17 protein-coding genes are annotated in these 19,662 nt (G+C 46.3%); 5 read left to right on the forward strand and 12 right to left on the reverse strand.

The window, feature by feature from the left end:
- Window positions 1–107: 107 nt before the first annotated feature.
- The 4 genes from SK066_RS13435 to SK066_RS13450 form a co-directional block, all read right to left on the reverse strand.
- Window positions 108–1,070, reverse strand: a complete 963-nt coding sequence (locus tag SK066_RS13435; protein WP_320541879.1) for an SDR family oxidoreductase — start codon at window positions 1,068–1,070, stop codon at window positions 108–110.
- A 156-nt stretch (window positions 1,071–1,226) separates the two neighbouring features.
- A complete protein-coding gene (locus SK066_RS13440; protein WP_320541880.1) occupies window positions 1,227–2,177 on the reverse strand; it encodes an AraC family transcriptional regulator in 951 nt (316 codons plus the stop codon).
- 138 nt (window positions 2,178–2,315) lie between these two features.
- Window positions 2,316–3,056, reverse strand: a complete 741-nt coding sequence (locus SK066_RS13445; protein WP_320541881.1) for a spermidine synthase — start codon at window positions 3,054–3,056, stop codon at window positions 2,316–2,318.
- Window positions 3,057–3,143: 87 nt separating this feature from the next.
- Window positions 3,144–3,773, reverse strand: coding sequence for a hypothetical protein (locus SK066_RS13450; protein ID WP_320541882.1), 630 nt, complete (start codon window positions 3,771–3,773; stop codon window positions 3,144–3,146).
- A gap of 610 nt (window positions 3,774–4,383) precedes the next feature.
- Here SK066_RS13450 and SK066_RS13455 point away from each other — a divergent pair.
- Window positions 4,384–4,971: a hypothetical protein gene (locus SK066_RS13455; RefSeq protein WP_320541883.1), complete on the forward strand. Its 588-nt coding sequence runs from the start codon at window positions 4,384–4,386 to the stop codon at window positions 4,969–4,971.
- A gap of 256 nt (window positions 4,972–5,227) precedes the next feature.
- On the opposite strand, the gene SK066_RS13460 is transcribed toward SK066_RS13455, so the two are convergent.
- The 8 genes from SK066_RS13460 to SK066_RS13495 form a co-directional block, all read right to left on the reverse strand.
- Window positions 5,228–5,854, reverse strand: a complete 627-nt coding sequence (locus SK066_RS13460) for a YdcF family protein (RefSeq protein WP_320541884.1) — start codon at window positions 5,852–5,854, stop codon at window positions 5,228–5,230.
- Between the two features lie 469 nt (window positions 5,855–6,323).
- Entirely contained in the window at window positions 6,324–6,899 is a 576-nt protein-coding gene (locus SK066_RS13465; RefSeq protein ID WP_320541885.1) for a DinB family protein, read from the reverse strand.
- Between the two features lie 558 nt (window positions 6,900–7,457).
- Window positions 7,458–8,420, reverse strand: a complete 963-nt coding sequence (locus SK066_RS13470; RefSeq protein WP_320541886.1) for an acetylxylan esterase — start codon at window positions 8,418–8,420, stop codon at window positions 7,458–7,460.
- 374 nt (window positions 8,421–8,794) lie between these two features.
- A complete protein-coding gene (locus SK066_RS13475) occupies window positions 8,795–9,730 on the reverse strand; it encodes a glycoside hydrolase family 113 (protein WP_320541887.1) in 936 nt (311 codons plus the stop codon).
- Between the two features lie 103 nt (window positions 9,731–9,833).
- Window positions 9,834–10,868, reverse strand: coding sequence for a glycoside hydrolase family 130 protein (locus tag SK066_RS13480; RefSeq protein WP_320541888.1), 1,035 nt, complete (start codon window positions 10,866–10,868; stop codon window positions 9,834–9,836).
- Between the two features lie 192 nt (window positions 10,869–11,060).
- Window positions 11,061–11,894, reverse strand: coding sequence for a carbohydrate ABC transporter permease (locus SK066_RS13485; protein WP_188774975.1), 834 nt, complete (start codon window positions 11,892–11,894; stop codon window positions 11,061–11,063).
- 3 nt (window positions 11,895–11,897) lie between these two features.
- Entirely contained in the window at window positions 11,898–12,776 is an 879-nt protein-coding gene (locus SK066_RS13490; protein WP_320541889.1) for a carbohydrate ABC transporter permease, read from the reverse strand.
- Window positions 12,777–12,880: 104 nt separating this feature from the next.
- Window positions 12,881–14,182, reverse strand: a complete 1,302-nt coding sequence (locus SK066_RS13495) for an ABC transporter substrate-binding protein (protein ID WP_320541890.1) — start codon at window positions 14,180–14,182, stop codon at window positions 12,881–12,883.
- 292 nt (window positions 14,183–14,474) lie between these two features.
- Here SK066_RS13495 and SK066_RS13500 point away from each other — a divergent pair, with 292 nt between their 5' ends.
- The 4 genes from SK066_RS13500 (at window position 14,475) to SK066_RS13515 (ending at window position 19,411) form a co-directional block, all read left to right on the forward strand.
- Window positions 14,475–15,590, forward strand: coding sequence for an AGE family epimerase/isomerase (locus SK066_RS13500; protein ID WP_320544884.1), 1,116 nt, complete (start codon window positions 14,475–14,477; stop codon window positions 15,588–15,590).
- Window positions 15,587–16,780, forward strand: coding sequence for a glycoside hydrolase family 130 protein (locus SK066_RS13505; protein WP_320541891.1), 1,194 nt, complete (start codon window positions 15,587–15,589; stop codon window positions 16,778–16,780). Before SK066_RS13500 ends, SK066_RS13505 begins: the two co-directional genes overlap by 4 nt.
- A gap of 176 nt (window positions 16,781–16,956) precedes the next feature.
- Window positions 16,957–17,964 (forward strand): substrate-binding domain-containing protein, encoded by a 1,008-nt coding sequence (locus SK066_RS13510; RefSeq protein ID WP_188774979.1) that lies wholly within the window; start codon window positions 16,957–16,959, stop codon window positions 17,962–17,964.
- A 460-nt stretch (window positions 17,965–18,424) separates the two neighbouring features.
- Window positions 18,425–19,411 (forward strand): glycoside hydrolase family 5 protein, encoded by a 987-nt coding sequence (locus SK066_RS13515; RefSeq protein ID WP_320541892.1) that lies wholly within the window; start codon window positions 18,425–18,427, stop codon window positions 19,409–19,411.
- Window positions 19,412–19,662 lie beyond the last annotated feature (251 nt).

Consider the following 19,662-nt stretch of genomic DNA (forward strand, 5'->3'; position numbering starts at 1 on the left):
GTGACGAATATCGTCGCTGCCCTTTTTTGCTGCTTCATTAGGTTCGTTCATTGATCTTCTATTCGATCTATCGCTATAGCTCCATAGTTGTATGAGCTCTGATAAGCTTACTGAATATAGTAGCCCTTTGCCCATTCTTCCTGTAGCGTAGCCTGCTCCGGTCGCCAGTTCAAGCCTCGCATCGTCGCATTGGCAGATACCGGATTATCCGTTGCTGCAAAGGAAGACAACCAGCTAAAATGTGCACTCGCCTGCTCTGTATTTAAGCTCTGGGTAGGGACTTGCAATCCTTCTCCGATATAGCCAGCAATCTCGCGAAAAGCCATGCCTTCATTTGCCACTGCATGAAAACGTGATGCTCCCTTCCCCTTTTCCAGAGCAAGACGGAACACACGAGCAGCATCCAGGCGATGAACCGATGCCCAGCGATTACTGCCATCGTGGATATAAGCAGACTTACCCGCCTTACGTGCACTCTGGATCAAGGATGGTAATAGTCCACCCCGATCTCCCTCCCCATATACAATTGGTGGAAGGCGCACGATCGAAGTATGCACCCCCTGCTCTGCCAGGGCCAGCGCGGTATATTCCGAGGCAGCGCGAGGCCCGCCAACAGAATGGATATCTGCTGCATCCGCTTCTAAAGCCTGCCGTTCAGCCGTCATGGTCATCGTGGGCATTGCAATAACTAGTGAACCACCAGAGGACGATAATAGCTCCCCCATCGTCTTGATGACATGCTGATCGGTTTCTACCGCCGCCTTCATAAACCGTACGGGTGCATGCTTGAAGCTTCCGCCAAGCATAATACGTAGCTTCGCTCGCCAGCCTGCATGAGCGAACGAATGGAAAAACGCAGTATGCACCACACCATCCACCTGCTGTCCTGCCTGACGTAACACAGCGGTATTTTCAATCGAGCCTTGTATCGCTTCAACTCCCTGGCGACGCAAGGCTGCCGCGGCTTCTGACGAGCGAACAAGACCCTTTACTTCATGCCCGTTCGCTAACAACTCCTTCACAATAGCTGAACCGATAAACCCGCTGGCTCCGGTAACAAGTACACGCATACGATATTCCTCCTATACATTCTGTTCTATCATGCCAGTTCACTGCTACAGGCAGTTCCCACCTGAATATTCCATACAGTGGCTGGCTCTTTTTCTTATAGTATAGAAGCAGAAGCAGGAGGATATTTACACGTTCTGACGATCATTTTGCCTGATTCAACGGACAACCGGACGGCTGCCTATTCTCAGACGGGCAATATCGCGACTCGGTGCATCGCCAAATAAGCGACTGTAATCACGACTGAACTGCGAATCGCTCACATAGCCGACCATTCGGCAGGCACCTGTTGCATCCATACCTTGCGATAGCATCAAGCGCCGAGCTTCCTGCAAACGCAGCATTTTCTGGTATTGCAGCGGACTAAAGCCTGTTACCGCCTTAAATTGTTCTCGAAAAGAGGATTCGCTCAAATGAATCCGACTTGCTAGCTCAGGCACCTTGAATGGCTGATCATAATGCTCACGAAGCCAGGCAATCGCCTGGGTCATTCGCTGAACGACCGAATCCGCAAATACCGTTTCCGCTATATACACGCCCACCGGGCTACGCAGCAATCGGATATAAAGCTCATCACGAATTAACGGCGCCAGCAATTGCATATCACTCGGATTGCTCAAGCATTCCAGTAAACGCCCTACGGCATTTAATAGGGCAGCATCTGCATCTATCACATAGCCAGCCTCACGTTTATCCATCGGTGGTAAGCCTTGCGGATACACATTGGGAACTAGTTCGGCGATTCGCTGCGGATCAAGATAGATACCGATACCAAGAAAAGGCTCGGTTATACTCGCCTGCATCGTTTGAAACGTAATCGGCAGCGATATGGGCGCTACAAAAAGTCGTGCTCCACCATATGTAAATGTCTGCTCACCGACACGCATACGCTTGCTTCCCTGCACAGCAATCCCAACAATTGGCCAATTCATCGCATACAATTGCTCGTTGGCTTCTGCCTGCGAATATCGATTGAAATACAACCATTCCAGCGCAGACGCATAGCTTCCTTCACGAAAGGCCAGCTGATTCAGACGATCTGCGATCGCTGCAACTTCGGCAAGCACCAGCTTTGATGCATGGGATGGCGAATCTACACTATTCATCATGCAGCCTCCTCGTGTGTACGATCCTCTTTTTCATTGTTCAGGCAGGCTACCCGTATATAGATACGATATCGAGTCCAATATCAAGTAGCCAAATAACAATCCGATATCAACACAAAGTTACGGTCTTGAGTCATTGCTCTACTCATCATACAAAATATAGGCTATATCCGGCTGCATCACTTTAAAGCCTGCCATTTGCCGCAGCTGGTAGCTAATCGGAGCTTGCCCCGCCATCATAACCATATTGCGCACATCACTATTCTTTTCTACAGGCAATTGAAAGCATTGCACATGCTCAAACACTTCGCATAATGTCGTATAAATCGCATGAATCCGCATATCATTTTGCCCGCGTCCGATCAGATTCATAATTAGATAACCTGCATCATGTAGCTTGCTATTCATCATATGCAAACACTCCAGCGAAACTAAATGCAGCGGCGTTCCAGCCTGACTGAACGCGTCCAGCACAATTACATCATAATGCCGCTGCGGCTGCTGGGATAGAATGCTGCGCCCATCACCGATTAGAATCGGTTCAGCTTGACAGCCAAAATACTTCACACTCAGACGTGCCACCGCTATATCAAGCTCGGCAATCTGCACGTCATGATCAGCAAAATAATTGCCCAGTGTGCCAATGCCCTGACCGATAATAAATAATCGCTGGAGCTCATGCACATTATGCTCCAGTAGATGAATAATAGCGCGTGGATATTCAAATACGATCCGCTGTGGTTGATGAAGATCCAGCGCACCCTGTATATCAGCATTGGCAAATTGAAGCACGCGAAAATGACCCTTTTCCTCATACAGCTGATCGGTTTCATATACGACAATCTGCTCGTATGCACTCTGTTCACGATGCAGAATTTTCACAGACCTGGTCTCTCCCTTTATACGTAACGATGTGTTTCATTATATCGTATTCTTGTGTTGATTGGCTTGTTTTCATTCTTTGTACCTTTACGTTCTTACCTTCTCTCTCGTACGCCACACATAAAATAGAAGTCCAATCACCGGAATCAAGCCAAGCCACATGATACCTGCTGGCTGACGATTCACTCGCGCATCACGACTAATCGCATATACGGATAGTAGTGTAAGCACAACAAAGTCGATCGTCATCGTATGCACGAACGAGGAGGTCTGGAATGCTTCCGCATAGACAGCACGGTTACCACCAATCCATCCATAAGCGATTACGGCTACTGTTACAAGTAGTAGAATCCAATGGGTTGCTGCACCTTCTGTGCTACGGCGAATGGATGGAATCGTCCGCACACTCCGGCGATGCTCTGCCAAGCGACCTGATGCTGTTAATATAAAATAAGGCAATAGAGCAAAAGCGCCCAGCGCAAAGGAACCAATCACAAATGGCCATGCTGGCATACGTCGATCATCACTGCGTAATAGTAGACAAGCATACGCTAGCGGAAATAAGCCCAGTAATGAGAACATCGCCATCAAGGAGGGTTCTTTGGATTGAAGTGTGACTAAAGAGCGTAAATAAGGATCAGAGCCTCCGGTATCTGGTGTAAAAAATATCGCATACCCGATAAAAGCAAGCCATACGATCAGCAAAAGATAGCGCATCGATGATAGTCCTCCCTTGAATTGTGATAGGGTATTATTGAAGCTAAAAACTGATGAGGTTGAACTACGTAATCCGGTGATTTATTGATATGGTTGAAGCAAACGAATCATAGCGACTTGCTCTTCTTAGTGAGATCATTCGTTCATGTTGTACAATCCATGCATCGCTTACTGCCTCTATTACCCTGCCAATCTCCTCTATCAATCATATACCATCACTATAGCCACTCTAAAAATCGCATTTCATTTTACCTTTAAATAATCTACATCCAGCCTATAAGCGCATTATTTCGTAAAAATTCAGTATTCGTTTTGTAATTGCCTTTTCTAAGCCCATAAATCGGGTATGTAAACTACACAAGCACTCCATTCATTGCCCATGCACCATTCCATCTAATGTACTGCACCCCATAAATAACATGCAGCCGCGCTGGTGATGTATGATCGATACAGCCTATGAACTAGCGGATACTCTTTTTCTATTAAATAAAGCTACGCTTCCTAATCTGCACTCTATTCAAACGATATACATTGTTGTTATCCAGCCTCCAGGATCGGCAGTCAGCTGTCGATCCCTTATCGTGATCATGCTTGAGGAGGAGAGAAGCTTATGCGTCAATGGATTTCTGGTTTGAGCGTATTATTATGTATGGCATTCATTAGTGCCGGATGTACAGAGGCCGAATCCGCGGCCAAAGATAGCGGTCGTCCCGTAACAACAAAGCAGAATGAGCAAGCGATCAATGCTCAGGCAGATGAAGAGAGACTTCAGGGAGCCATGCAGGCTGCTGCCAAATATGTAAAAAATCAGTACACTATCGATGGAATCTATACTACCAAAGACTATGATTCTCAGCTTGCCGCGCTCAAACAAAAGCTCAAGCCACTACTCAGCAACGACTATTATACATCCGCAATCAAGGATGAAACGCTCGCACTACCACTTCATGTGGCGATTCGTGAAAAGGATTCGATCACGCCGAAGGATATCACGATCCGCTCACGTGCTATTTCCGGTGGTGAACAGTTAATTCATCTATCCTATCGATTTAACTTTCATCTAAATAAACGCGGTGAATCGGTTCCACTAGGTGGTAAGCTGATTATGCAAAATGAGAATGGTGTCTGGATTGTAGCCAGCGATCATAACAATGCTAAGCGACTGTTAGAATGGCATAGTGACACCATGGAGCCGTGAGCTATTGCTGCTAGCTTGAAGCCTTGCCATGAGCTTACGAATATGTGCTTTTATGAATTGAATGATATAAATTTGTATCATCATCGAGCAGCCGATTATGCAGCATATTCACCGAAAAAGTTTCTGTATCTTGCTTCGATGTGAGCTATTACAAAGCACCTGCTATGTATCGCAGAACCTCAAGGTTCATAGTCGCGATAAGCAGCAGGTGCTTTGGGTTGCAATCGATGATGTTATAAATACCAGCCTATAGTCCTTAGCGGAACGGAATCGTTACAAGATATACCGTATATAAGAATGTTTCCCGCAGCAAAAATGGAATCTGTGTGCTCAGGCTTGTGTATACCGAGGTCGTTGTGGGCGAGGAATAAGCTTTGAGCCCTTCTGTCCCGGCGATCAGCTTGGCACGCTTCATATGTAGCGGGTCGCTCACAATGGTGAATGTTTTCAAATGATGCTGCTCGGCAATCTGTGCAGCATGCTGTATATTCTCAGTCGTCCAGCGTGAGGTCGTATCGGTGAAAATATCCTCTGCCTTTACGCCCTGACTTATCGCATACTGACGTGCCACAGCTGCTTCGGTTGGCTGGCTCGTATCATCCGTGCCACCCGTAAAAATAATCTTGCTTACCAGCCCTTGCTCATACAGCCAGATCGCATGTCGGATGCGCTCGCGAAATACAGGCGAAGGCTGATCCTGCTCGGTAGCTGCACCAAGCACAATTGCTGCATCAGTCGTTGCTACCTCATTTTTCTGTCCAAATGTCCAGATTGTATAGGCGGAAAAGGCAAATAAGGCTACATAGGCAATGATCAAAGTGAGTACAACGCGAACTGTGAGTCTCGTATATAAGCGTCGTTGATTTGGTTTAGATTCAGACATGTTATTCTCCATCATTCTTATTCCTAAATTAGTTATGGCTATCGGATCGACAGGCGCCCGGTTAACTATATATGGTACGCAACCGGGTGCATGACAGCCTATTTTATTATCCAGTATGTACGACCTGATTGCAATCGAAAGTAAATAAGCCTGCATCGTGGGTAGAATAGCTATTATATCAGGATGGCTGCTATATTCAGTCATATAATGTATCCATTGAATATGGTATGTATAGCAAGAGCTAACTGTATAACAACATAAAAGCCCTAGCTTGCTCATAATCTCATTCGAGCAATCCAGGGCTTTTATAGTATAAGGCTATTAAACAGGGGTAGGTTCGACTCGTCCGTTATATCCATAATCATTCCTTCTATAATTCGTAGTGTGATGAACAGCTAGCGGTCGGCTGTTCGTTAGTGAGGTGACGCTGATTGCTATAGATTACGCATTCTATTGAATGAATATTTCTTTACAAGACCTCGGTTGGCAGAATCGCCATGGCACTTTTACGTGCGATAAATTCCTGACGGCGACGATTGTGCTCAATCTGGCTACGCAGATTACGTTCATTCAGACCATTTTGCGCAAAGTCAAATTCAACTCCGGTGGCAGCACGTGTACGATCCAGCAATTGACCGAGATGGTAGCTCGTATGCTCTACCAGATGATAAATATCGTGCATATGATCGTCTTGAATTATGCCTGGATTCTCCATTAGCCGCATGACGGTTTCGCGCCATAGTGCTAGTTCTGTGTCCAATCGCAGCATGATGATCTGTGGGGTTTCATGCGTATCCGGGAAGTAGTTGGAAAAGCCAGAAGGTAATAGACTTTCACGCTCGTTCAGGCGAAGCACATTGCGATGAATATGCTCGATCACATGCAGTACAATTCCGCCTGTTGTATTGGCACCGTCATAGGGCTGAATCCACAGCTGCTCGGTGGTCAACTGCTCTAATGCTGCGCTAAACTTATTGCGGTATAGCTCACACATACGTTGAACGGAAATTTCCAAAAACAGCGAACCAAACTTGGCGTTTTCCATATTCTTTCCTCCTTGTAAATGAAAGTATGAACATAGTGTACACCAGCTTCTGGTAAATAATCCATATCCATTTTGTGATAATTGTTTACATGAATGTTAATAGTTGACGAACGGGATGGGGTGGTGGGCGCAGCAATCACTCCGGCAAGGAATAAGGGGACGGACTCGGGTGGAGCCGCGGGAATCTTTGGATTAGGAAGGAATGAAGATTCCCGCCCCTCCAAAGCGGTAAGATATTTTGCTTCGCAAAAATCACTCTTCATTGAACCTCGTGTTAGAAAATCAATAACACTATAAGTCGTCCTTTCCCCTTATTTCCTTGCCTTCGTTACGTGTTGCTCGCAACCTATGCATTCGTTCTAGGGAAGAGGTGGGAGCATAGAAGTTCAAGAGCTTTTAAAAAATATTGGTTGGGGTATTGGGAGGTTGGAGTAATGGGAGAAAGGCAGCTCTACTGGAGCATCAATTGTGCATTGATCTGCTGTGGGTTTATTCGTGCAGGGTGCAGTTTATTGAAGCTGGGGTAGAGCTGCCGTTTGGGTTGGGAATGATATGATGTTATAGGGTCATGAGTTTGCTTAATGTTTTATCGCCCAGGTATGGAAGGTATTCGTGACCGTATTCGTGGTAGATGAGTAGTTCTTTGGTTGATTTGATTTTGTTATAGGCTGCGAATTGGGTGGATGGTGGACAGATGATGTCGCTTAGAGCAGTTACCCATAACACGTCAGCCTGGATGCGATCGGTTAGGTTTTGGATGTCGATGTAGCCGAGTTTATTAAAGATTTCGTCCTCGCGCTGGTGGTTTGGATCGAAGAAGCGGAAGTAATAGACGAGTTCTTCGTAGGCAGATGTAGTTGGACTAACCTCGAATGCACGTTTGTAATCAGACAGGAATGGATAGACGGGAACGGCGATTCGTACGCGTGGCTCTAACGCCGCACATGCAGTAGCCAGTGCGCCGCCCTGAGAAGCACCATGTACGCCGATACGGTTTGGATCTACGGTGTCCATGCTCATCAGAATACGTACGGTTTGGACGGTATCAAGAAATACATTGCGATAATACAGCTTATCTGGATCAGGGTCGTCGATACCGCGAATGATATGACCGCGTACAGTTGTACCTTGCACCGTTACTGTATCCAGCGAAGGGCCTGCCTGTCCACGGCAGTCCAGTGCCAGCACGGTGAAGCCATGTGCAGCGTAATTGACTTTATCGAACCACTCTCCACTATCGCATGTATAGCCATGAAACATGGCCAGACCAGGGCCTGGCTGAGCAGCCGAGCTACCTGTAGGGCGAACAAATTTGGCATGGACTCGTGCTCCACCTACTCCTGTAAAGTACAGATGAAAGCACTCTGCCAGTGGGGATTGGAAGTCTGCACGTACCAGCTCATAATCGAGTGGCTGACGATCCAATTGTTCCAGCGCACGTTTCCAGTATTCATCAAAATCAGCAGGCTTGGGGCTACTCCCCATATACTCTTTCATTTGTGCAAGTGGCATATCTGACATGTTACTTCCTCCTTCGAATCGATCAGAAATTACGAACGGCTTGACCTTGTAATACGATATCCAGTCTCTATTTTACTTGTTCGCTGACTTGTTGTATATTTTGGACTTTTTTCCAGTATGATCAAGTCTGCTTTCCCTAACGATATATAATCGATACCGTGTGAATGTGTCATCATTCATGTAGGTATGTCTTGCGTATGCTGTATACATCCCTTGAAGAGGATAATTGCACTATCCTCCCTCTTAGATGACGGCATACTACAGAAAATAAAGGGTATGCTCCAGCTGGAAGCATCCCCTTTATGGTCTTATCACCCTGAATCTAGATATACTATATTTATCCCTTTAAAAGTAATCAAATATGTCATTCATCACTAGCGCTGTACAGATGTATAAAAGTTACGAATTACATGCTCCGCAGGCTTGCCAAATACGCCATATCCATCGTCCTCACCAGCTCCATGTTCCGCATATAACTGCGCGCTCCAATCCCATAAACCAAAGCCTTCTATCCAGTCACACTTGCCTGCATGTTCGAACATTGCTTCATAATATGCCGCCTGCTCCTGCACATTGGCAGCTCCCTGTAAATTCCAATCGTTAGGAATTGCAGCTGAGCCTGTCCGGCTCGGACAACCCGCTTCAGCGAAAAAGAACGGTTTGCTATAAGGCTTTACGATCCGCTCAATACGAGCTAGCTGCTGCTCCCAATCATCGTGAGGATAGTAGCCACTGGATGAGATTACATCCACCGCATCCCACCAATCTACATTTGCTTCCTGATATTTATCGGTGTTGTAGCTGATCTGTCCAGAATAATGCTGACGTACATTTTGAATGAGCTGACGCCATTCGGTTGAGCGACGCTCGGTTTGTACCATTTCACAGCCTACGATGATCATGCTACAGCCTGCTTGCTCGGCAATATGTGCGTAATGACACTGATAGTCGGTATAGCTGGCAAACCACTCATGCCACTTCGGCTCACACGGCACATCCCGATCAAAAAAGTTAATATGTGCACGCCATGTGCCATTACGACAATTGATGGTCGGCTTCAATATAGTACGCAACCCCAGCGATTGTGCATAATGCAGCATATCAAGCAATTCTTCATCGTCTACCATATGCTCTCCCTTGTAATCTACACGGGTCGTATGAGGTGTATCCTGTAGCGCTGCCAATGCGAAAATAACATATTCGCTTCCGGTACGCTCCTGTAATAAACGTAATGATTCCCTGGCTGCTTCAGTGCGAAAATCGCCACGCTGACTGAGCCAGCCATACGTAAAGCCTTTAATATAGTCCATATTTTGTCCTTTCTATCGTTACGCTCTTATAGCTAAGCTAGCTTGAAGCTGTATGCAATAAGCTCTGCTGCTGTGCACGTTTCATTTTCAAGCAATCACACGCTCACATACGACCGATCGTGCCATCATCTCCAATCTCTTCATGATGATCGATCGTATATTGAACGATCTCTTCTACTGTGGTATAGGCTACGCCCACATACGTATCGGCTGCGCCGTAGTAAATAGCAATCCGTCCTGTCTCCGCATCATGTAGCGTGGCGCATGGGAATACAACATTCGCTACAAAGCCTCGTTCCTCATACCATTCTTCCGGCGTGAGTACGAATGTCGATGCACGATATTTCACGCGAGATGGTTCATCACGATCCAGAATCACAGCGCCCATGCTATAGACGAGTCCATTGCAGGTGCCCGTCACACCGTGATAGAACATCAGCCAGCCTTCGCTCGTTTCGATCGGTGCTGGGCCGCCGCCGATTTTCACAGCCTGCCACCAGCCCTGACCGCCCTTCGCCATCACATGACGGTGCTTACCCCAGTGCACTAGATCCGGGCTTTCGCTTAGAAACACATCGCCAAATGGAGTATGTCCGCTATCGCTCGGACGCGATAGCATCAGGAATTTATCATTAATCTTGCGCGGAAACAGCACACCATTGCGGTTAAACGGCAAGAACGGATTTTCAAGACGAGTAAACGTTTGGAAGTCCTTCGTGCTGGCAAAGCCAATAGCAGCACCGTAAAAGTCAGTACACCAGATCACATAATACGTATCCTCTACACGCACGACACGCGGATCGTAGGCATAATTTGGCTGAAAGGATTCGCCCTGCTCATCGACAAAGTTAATGCGCTCTTCTTCAATCCGCCAGCTCAATCCATCCTCACTCCAGCCCAGATGAAGATGCGGACGTCCATTCGTTGTCTCTGCACGAAACACACCGACAAATCGACCCTCATAAGGCACAACGGCACTGTTAAAAATACGCGCTACTCCTTTGACCGGGTTGCGGTTAATTACCGGATTATCGCTATGGCGCCAGACTGGAAACTCATAGCCCTCCGGCTTGTTTTGCCATGGCAGGTTAGGCAGTGCTGCACCGATGATATGGATACGTTGTGTAAGGTTAGTCATTATGATGTTCTCTCCTGTCTTTATAAAAGATGAGTGTGGTATAGCGGTTGAATGATTGTTGAGTCATCCCATTCTTATACTTGTAGCGTTGAAGTAAACGAATAGCAACTTCAGTTGATCTCCTTTGTCTACTTATAGCAACTACAGTCGATCTCACTTATCTACATGTCCAAACAAGGTTGGAACAGCCGATCACTTGACCGAACCGTTCGTAAAACCGTTATAAATATACTTTTGCAAAATCAAGAAAATGATCAAGGTCGGAATAATCGCAATCATAATGCCTGCGCATATGACTTCCCATTGCGAGCCATACGGCCCCTTAAACTTGAATAACGCGGTCGATATGACCTGTAAGCCAGATTTGGGCATATACAGAAATGGCGTATAGAAATCGTTATAAATGTTAACGCCCTTCACGATAATGACTGTTACAATCGCTGGCTTGAGCAGAGGCAGAATGATTTTCCAATAGATCGTAAAATACGATGCTCCATCCAGCATGGCGGATTCATCCAGTGCAGTAGAGATCGAATCAAGAAATTGCAAGAAAATATAGACCGCGATAATATCCGTTCCCAGATACAAAATAATCGCTGCCCAGCGTGTATTTACCAGATCCAGTGCATTGACGATCTGAAATGTCGCCACCTGTGTCGTTACGCTCGGAATGAGCGTTGCCAGCAGGAATGCCGCCATAATCAGCTTACTGCCACGGAATTTAAAACGATTGAGTACAAAGGCAATCATCGAGCCGAGCAAGGTCGCGCCAACGATAGATACGACCAGAATAAAGGCGGTATTGCCAAAGCCAAGTAACATTTTGCCATCGACAAAGGCTTTCGTGTAATTGCTAAAGTTGAACCAGTTGGTCGGCGGCATCAGCGGACTGGTTGCCGCATATTCCTGCTTCGTCTTGAAGGAAGCAAAAAAGACGACGATGATCGGCAGCAGTGCAGCCAGCGCACCGAGGATCAGGGAAGCGTATTTGAGAAATGACATCGTTGAATATTTGAGTGTGTGCATAAGTTAACGATCCTCCTTGATCAGGGTGCGCTGTAGCAGCGTAACGAGAATGACGATAACTAGCAGCACAACTGCCAGTGCTGAAGCCAGACCCAGCTTGCTGTATTTGAATGCTAGATTGATCGTCTGAATAACAAAGGTTTCACTGCCATTCGAGCCATCCACCATAATGTATGGAATATCAAAGGCACTAATCGCACCACTGATTGCCAGAATGATATTTAGCTGCACGATCTTCTGAATACTCGGCAAAATAATATGACGGAACTGATGCCAGCGATTCGCTCCATCAATATCTGCCGCTTCATACACATCCCGGTCAATCGAGGAGATCGCACCGAGGAAAATGATAAAGTTAAAGCCCATATAGCGCCATACAGATGCTCCGGCAAGCGAATAGTTAATAATATTTGGATTACCCAGCCATAGCTGTACATACTGACCTAAGCCCAGTGCGTGTAGCAACGTATCGAGCGTACCGTCCGGACGGAAAAAGAATAAGAAAATAAAGCCGATTGCGACTCCATTCAGCATGTAGGGGAAAAACAACACGCCTTTGAATAGATTTTTGAAGCGAACGCTAAAGCTAAGAATCGTTGCAAAATAAAGCGCCAAGCCCATCTGTACAAAGGTAGCGAAGAAATAGTACAGACTCACCTTAAATACCGAAAAATACTCTGGCTCGGTGAAGATACGAGTGTAATTTTTGAAGCCGATATAATCCATATGCTTGCTGTAGCCATTCCAATCGGTAAAGCTATATTTGAACATATTGATTACAGGCAAGTACGAGAACACTATTAGCAATAATAGCGGCAATGCCGAGAAACCAACGATAATAAACTTGCGCTGATTTGCATAACTAAGATTAGAAAATTTCAACTCTATTACCTCCAGCCTGGCTTACATGTGCATGCACATGCAGACGGAAAGAACGGAAAAGGACACTATGCCCTCTCCGTCATGCTCCGCTGCTGGCAGCCGTTTTATTGTGCAACCGCTGCTCTGGCTTTTGTCCATGCCTCATTTAGCGATTTCATAATGTCATCGTACGATTCATTCGTATTTCCGATTGCCGCTTCAATAATGCGCTTTTTGAAGTCAGGCTGCCACAGACCGATTTCACCTTCTTTATCAATCTTATCGACAAGTCCCTCTTCGCCAGCTTTAGCAGGCGTGATCGTTTTGAATTCAACCCCATCCTTCTCGTAATCTTTCAAAATCGCAGGCAATGCTGCGCCTTTCGCCGGGCTGATGCTGCCCGCCTGCTCTACCGCATAATTAGACTTGTTCGTAAACCAGTCCACCCATGCACGTGCAGCCGCTTTGTTTTCACTATTCACATTGATCGCCAGATTGTAGTCAGCCGCGAGCGGTACAATCACCTTGGACGCATCGGTTGGGAATGGCATAAAGCCGATGTCGTCCTTGTTCGTTGCCAGCCCTTTTACCTGATCGATTGCCCAGGAACCGAGCACCATCGTGGCGATCTTGCCGTTAGCTAGGTCGGCTTTGGAAGTTTCCCAATCGGTCGTCGTCGGGTCTTTTTCGATCAGACCATTTTTGGCAGCATCGTACATTACTTTGTACAGATCATAATGCGGCTGACCGGCTACAAAGTTATCATTTGACGCAGGCTGCTTCAGATTCACATAGTCTGGATCGCCAGCTACCGTTGTCAGATCCGATTCCCACTGGGTCAACGCCCAGCCGGAAGCGTAGTTTGTATAGAGTGGCACTGCCTGCGTTTTGGCTTTCACCTGCTGCAAGGCGGTCATGAATTGCTGAGGTGTTTTCGGGATTGTCGTAATGCCTGCTTGCTTGAATACGGCTTTGTTATAAATGATTCCCGAATATGTAATGGCCACCGGGATGCCGTACACCTGATTATCCACCATCCGTTCCTCAATGCCTGTATATTTCTCCTTCATTTCATCATAGGAACCGAGCGGCTCGAAGAAATCAGGAATGTCCTTGATCGGGATACTAGTCGGAATGAGCAGTACATCTCCATAATCCTTCGTGCTCATCCGTACTTTGATCTGACCCTCGTAATCCGATAATGCTTCAAAGTTAACCTTTACATCGGGATACAGCTTTTCAAATTCCTTGGCGTAATCTTGAAAGACCGTATCTACGATATCTGTTCGTTGTGTAATGACTGTAATCTCGCCAGCAATCTTAGTTGGATCATTATCAGCTTCTGAGCTACTGCTACCGCATCCACTAAGGAGCGAAGTGGCGAGAACAGCGGCTACTGCACCGATTATCCATTTGCGCATCTTCATGTTAATCCCCTTTCCTATCTCGTTACTTAATTTAACCTAATCGATTAGGTTACAAATGGATTCTATAATGATAACGCTTTCTAGTCAATGCTTATTTTGTTTGTCTATTTTTAACCTCTTTCGTTCCACTTCTTTATTTTTCAATTGACATTCCTTTTACGGTGTTATTATATTGGATTATAAAGTAAACGATAAAGTTATGAATGAGGGTGTGCTAGTGACAATCCTATCAACCGAGCAACTACGCGCTGAAATCAAGCAGGAATGGCTGGAGCATATCCTTCCCTTCTGGATGAAGCTCAGGGATGAGCAGTATGGCGGATACTATGGAGAAGTAAATTATGAGCTGGAGCATATGCGTGAATATCCGAAGGGTGGCATCGCTACAGCGCGATTACTCTGGTCGTTCGCAGCTGCTTATCGAGTGACTGGCGATCCACAGCTTGCCGAGCATGCGCATCATGCGTATCGCTTTTTAACCGGAGCGCTGATGGATGAGCAGCATCAAGGAATCTACTGGTCGGTAGATTATACAGGTCAGCCACTGGATACACGTAAGCATGTATACAATCAGGCTTTTGCCGTTTATGCGCTCAGCGAATACTATCGTGCTACTGCGGTAGAAGCTGCACGGGAGCAGGCGATCAGCTTGTTTCATTTGATCGAAACGACGGGTTACGATGCGACTATCGGAGCGTATCGGGAGGAATTTGATCGCTTCTGGCAGGAGCAGCCGAATGAGATGCTCAGTGAAAATGGCGTGATTGCAGATATTACAATGAATACGCATATTCATGTATTGGAAGCGTACACCACACTTTATCGAATCTGGCCGAATGCCGAGGTTAAGGCTGCACTGGAACGTCTGCTGCTTATTTTGCGAGAGCATATGTATGATGAGCAGAAGCGCCGTTTGAATGTATTTTTCGATCGGAATTGGAATTCGTTAATCGATCTCACGTCATTTGGACATGATATTGAAGCAAGCTGGCTGATCGATGATGCGATGCGTGTGATCGATGGTGAACAGCCCTCCTATGTGGATATGGTAATGGGTCTGGCTAATCGCATAGCAGAATATGCTATTCAAGCGGATGGCTCACTCATGAACGAGCAAGAACAGGATCATATCGATACGGCACGCATCTGGTGGGTGCAAGCCGAAGCGATGGTTGGATTCTACAATGCATATCAGCGTACCAGCGATCCTGCTTTTCTGGAAAAGGTTGCTGGACTATGGAGTTATACTCGTAACTATATGATTGATTCACGCCCGGGTAGCGAGTGGTTCTGGTCAGTTGGAGATGACGGGCAACCCGGCACACGCGAGATTGCTGGCATGTGGAAATGCCCTTATCATAACAGTCGTTTTTGTATTGAACTTCTAGAGAGGATGAATGAGCAATGATTCATGAGCAATATGCTGTCTATGCAGCCAGACAACAGGAACTGATCGAGCGTAGTAATGGAGTGGATTCATCATTTTATAATGGCATCTATGAGCGGTATCGTTATCCTGTACTCACACGCCATCATGTGCCGGTGCACTGGCGCTTTGATTTGAATAAAGAGACGAATCCGTTATTTCTGGAGCGCCTCGGCGTGAATGCAGCGCTGAATCCAGGTGCGATTTATCATGAAGGGAAGTATATACTCGTCTCGCGTACAGAAGGATTGGATCGTAAATCCTTTTTTGCACTGGCGGAGAGCGACAATGGAATCGATGGGTTCCGCTTTGTCGGCAAGCCGCTCGTCTGGGACGATATCGATCCAAATGAAACAAATATGTATGATATGCGACTCGTCAAGCATGAGGATGGCTGGATCTATGGCATCTACTGCTCCGAGCAAAAAGATCCGGCAGCACCAGCGCATGATACGTCAAGTGCAGTTGCACAGGCAGGTCTGGTACGTACCCGTGATCTGAAAACGTGGGAGCGTCTGCCGAATATTACGACATCCTCCCCTCAGCAGCGCAATGTCGTGCTGCATCCAGAATTCGTTAATGGTCAATATGCCTTCTATACTCGTCCACAGGATGGCTTCATCTCTACTGGCTCTGGCGGCGGCATTGCGTTCGGCTACTGCGAGGATATTACGAATCCAGTTATCGATCATGAAACGGTCATTGATGAGCGCCGTTATCATACTGTCTATGAAACGAAAAATGGTCAGGGCCCCGCTCCGATCAAAACGGATCGCGGCTGGATTCATATCGCCCACGGGGTGCGTAATACAGCCGCAGGTTTGCGCTATGTGCTGTATGTGTTTGTAACGAGTCTGGATAATCCGGCTGAGATTATCGCGAAGCCAGGTGGACATTTTATCGCTCCCTATGATGCAGAGCGTGTCGGCGATGTATCGAATGTCATTTTCTGCAATGGTGCGGTGGTGAACGAGCAGGGTCAGGTGTTCATTTATTATGCATCCAGTGATACGCGGATTCATGTGGCAACGACAACGATTGAGCGACTGGTCGATTATGCCTTCCATACGCCTGCTGATCCACTGCGTTCACTTGATTGTGCAAAGCAACGGGGCGAGCTGATTGAGCGTAACGAGCAGCTACTTGCCTCCACTCTTGCTCCGGCTGAATAGGACGCTTGCCGTACCGTAAGTCGCCATCTCTTTATTAGTAGATAGCGAAACGTTATACTGTTGTTATTATCGCAAGCGTTGAACGGCATACGCACTGCTCTGGATCTATTCCAGTACGCGATACGTATGCCTGGCTGCGGACGGCAGTTAACCTAGACAAGCCCAGGAGATGAGAAATGAATAAAAATATCACCATGCGCGATATTGCCCTGAAAATGGGAGTTAGCAGTGTTACGGTATCCAAAGCATTAAACGATAAAGATGGCGTGAGCGACGAGCTAAAAGAAAAGATTAAGCTTGCTGCCTGGGAAATGGGCTACCGAATCAATTCGGTTGCCAAATCGATGCGTGAAGGGCTTACGTATAATGTGGGTGTTATCATCCCCGAGCGATTTACCGATACGACACAAACCTTTTATCTGCGTTTATATCAGGAGATTGCAGTCGCTCTACAGCAGCATAATTATTATGGCATCCTGCACATTTTAAGTCGTCAGGACGAGGCTCAGCTTAATCTGCCTCGTATCTATCATGAGCAAAAGGTCGATGGCTTTATTATGCTCGGTCAGGTGAGCAAGGAATATATCGAGATTATCGAGCAGATTGAACAGCCGAAAATGTTTCTCGACTTTTATGATGAGCATTCCGATATCGATGCGATCATCACGGACAACTTTTACGGTGCTTATGAGCTGACCAATTCACTCATTCGTCAGGGACACCGCGATATCGCTTATGTCGGCAATCTGTATTCCACCAGTAGCATTCAAGATCGCTTTCTCGGCTACTATAAATCGTTGCTGGAGCATCGTTTAGAGCTGAAGCCACAGTGGATTGTAAGCGACCGCGATGAGCAGGGCACCTTCTTGGAGCTGGAGTTGCCTGATCCGATGCCGTCTGCCTTCGTATGCAACTGCGATCAGGTCGCGCATCTGCTCTTACAAAAGCTGCAAGCTAAAGGCTACAGCGTACCCGCAGACTGCTCTGTCGTCGGGTTCGATAATGATATCTATGCCACTTTATCCGAGCCCCATCTGACTACTGTAGAGGTCGATATTCACCAGATGGCGTTCACTGCCGTCCAATCTATGATCAAAAAAATTCGCTCACCCGAAACCCGTTTCGGTCGCGTACTCGTTCAAGGCAAAATCATCTATCGCAACTCTGTACAATCATTACTGTAAGCTATAGACCGTACATCTTCATTTAAAAACCATCTGCCCTCCCGATTACAAACGTAGTCGGCAGGTGCAGTTTCAATGGATTGAAAAATAGCATCATGTATATCGGTTAGAAGCATACAGATTTAAAAAGCACAAAGATTTTAAAAGCTCAAAGCTTTACAAGCACCAAAAATGAAGATCATTCAACTTAAAAACGCGGCCTGCTTGATGAAGAGTCGCTATATTTTTCAATACTTTTAACTGTATAATATTTCTTTTATTTATATAAAATGGGATATTTTCGAACTCGTTCTGTTTTGAACCCTGGACTTTTGATTTTCCACTCTCTCAGTTTAATTTTCTTACCACCCAGCATGATTTTAGCCTTGCGAAGCGCATGGCTGGCCAGCCTATTTGCACTATGCATATGCAGCGCTGCCGCAGGTTAAAATAAATAAAACCAACAACCGGAGGCTGATGTATGAAAAAGCGACTAAGCAAGGGAATACTGTCGACCTTAGTGTTTATGTTAGCGATGTATGGATGGGCTGGACTGACTGGTCAAGCTTCAGCTGCTACAGGCTTTTATGTAAGCGGTACCAAATTATATGACTCTACAGGCAAGCCTTTTGTGATGCGTGGTGTGAATCATTCGCACACCTGGTTCAAAAATGACCTGAATGCAGCGATCCCTGCAATTGCCAAAACAGGCGCCAACACGGTACGTATCGTATTATCGAATGGCGTGCAGTACACCAGGGATGATGTAAACTCCGTCAAAAATATCATCTCTCTCGTCAATCAGAACAAAATGATCGCAGTACTGGAGGTTCATGATGCAACAGGCAAGGACGATTACGCTTCGCTCGATGCCGCAGTCAATTACTGGATCAGCATCAAGGATGCGCTGATCGGTAAAGAGGATCGCGTTATCGTCAACATTGCCAACGAATGGTATGGCACATGGAATGGAAGCGCATGGGCAGATGGCTACAAACAGGCGATTCCAAAGCTCCGTAATGCGGGTATCAAAAATACGCTGATTGTTGACGCAGCCGGCTGGGGTCAATATCCACAATCGATCGTTGATTATGGACAAAGTGTATTTGCAGCGGACTCGTTAAAAAACACGGTTTTCTCGATCCATATGTATGAGTATGCAGGTGGGACCGATGCGATGGTCAAAGCCAATATGGAGGGCGTGCTCAATAAAGGTCTGCCACTGATCATCGGTGAATTTGGCGGACAGCACACAAATGGAGATGTGGATGAGCTGGCGATCATGCGTTACGGACAACAAAAAGGAGTAGGCTGGCTCGCCTGGTCCTGGTATGGTAACAATAGTGATCTGAGCTATCTCGATCTAGCCACAGGCCCGAATGGTAGCCTGACTACGTTTGGTAATACGGTAGTAAATGATGCCAACGGTATTAAAGCCACTTCTAAAAAAGCAGGTATTTTCCAATAAGTTGATAACCTGATCAACCCTAAACTGGGATGCTTTATCAAAATATATCGATCTTGCTGAACGCTTTATCATTTAAAATAGATTGATCGTATAAAGCAACAGCTACGATATAAATCGACGTAAATAGAGAGTCATCGCTTGAAAATAGCGGTGGCTCTTTGTCTTTGTGGTGGAATTTCGTTATGATGGATCATAATCAACGCAGACAACACCGAATCGGCAGGCTATAATAAGAGAGATTGGTTTACGAA

The organism is Paenibacillus hunanensis (assembly GCF_034055775.1).
Taxonomy (GTDB): domain Bacteria; phylum Bacillota; class Bacilli; order Paenibacillales; family Paenibacillaceae; genus Saccharibacillus; species Saccharibacillus hunanensis.

Excerpts from the sequence above, each read along its gene's own strand:
- SK066_RS13460 (WP_320541884.1), bottom strand. The coding sequence starts at position 5,854 with ATGTCTGAATCTAAACCAAATCAACGACGCTTATATACGAGACTCACA.
- SK066_RS13455 (WP_320541883.1), top strand. The coding sequence starts at position 4,384 with ATGCGTCAATGGATTTCTGGTTTGAGCGTATTATTATGTATGGCATTC.
- SK066_RS13485 (WP_188774975.1), bottom strand. The coding sequence starts at position 11,894 with ATGCACACACTCAAATATTCAACGATGTCATTTCTCAAATACGCTTCC.
- SK066_RS13480 (WP_320541888.1), bottom strand. The coding sequence starts at position 10,868 with ATGACTAACCTTACACAACGTATCCATATCATCGGTGCAGCACTGCCT.
- SK066_RS13510 (WP_188774979.1), top strand. The coding sequence starts at position 16,957 with ATGAATAAAAATATCACCATGCGCGATATTGCCCTGAAAATGGGAGTT.
- SK066_RS13475 (WP_320541887.1), bottom strand. The coding sequence starts at position 9,730 with ATGGACTATATTAAAGGCTTTACGTATGGCTGGCTCAGTCAGCGTGGC.
- SK066_RS13450 (WP_320541882.1), bottom strand. The coding sequence starts at position 3,773 with ATGCGCTATCTTTTGCTGATCGTATGGCTTGCTTTTATCGGGTATGCG.
- SK066_RS13470 (WP_320541886.1), bottom strand. The coding sequence starts at position 8,420 with ATGTCAGATATGCCACTTGCACAAATGAAAGAGTATATGGGGAGTAGC.
- SK066_RS13515 (WP_320541892.1), top strand. The coding sequence starts at position 18,425 with ATGAAAAAGCGACTAAGCAAGGGAATACTGTCGACCTTAGTGTTTATG.
- SK066_RS13435 (WP_320541879.1), bottom strand. The coding sequence starts at position 1,070 with ATGCGTGTACTTGTTACCGGAGCCAGCGGGTTTATCGGTTCAGCTATT.
- SK066_RS13440 (WP_320541880.1), bottom strand. The coding sequence starts at position 2,177 with ATGATGAATAGTGTAGATTCGCCATCCCATGCATCAAAGCTGGTGCTT.
- SK066_RS13495 (WP_320541890.1), bottom strand. The coding sequence starts at position 14,182 with ATGAAGATGCGCAAATGGATAATCGGTGCAGTAGCCGCTGTTCTCGCC.
- SK066_RS13465 (WP_320541885.1), bottom strand. The coding sequence starts at position 6,899 with ATGGAAAACGCCAAGTTTGGTTCGCTGTTTTTGGAAATTTCCGTTCAA.
- SK066_RS13505 (WP_320541891.1), top strand. The coding sequence starts at position 15,587 with ATGATTCATGAGCAATATGCTGTCTATGCAGCCAGACAACAGGAACTG.
- SK066_RS13500 (WP_320544884.1), top strand. The coding sequence starts at position 14,475 with ATGAAGCTCAGGGATGAGCAGTATGGCGGATACTATGGAGAAGTAAAT.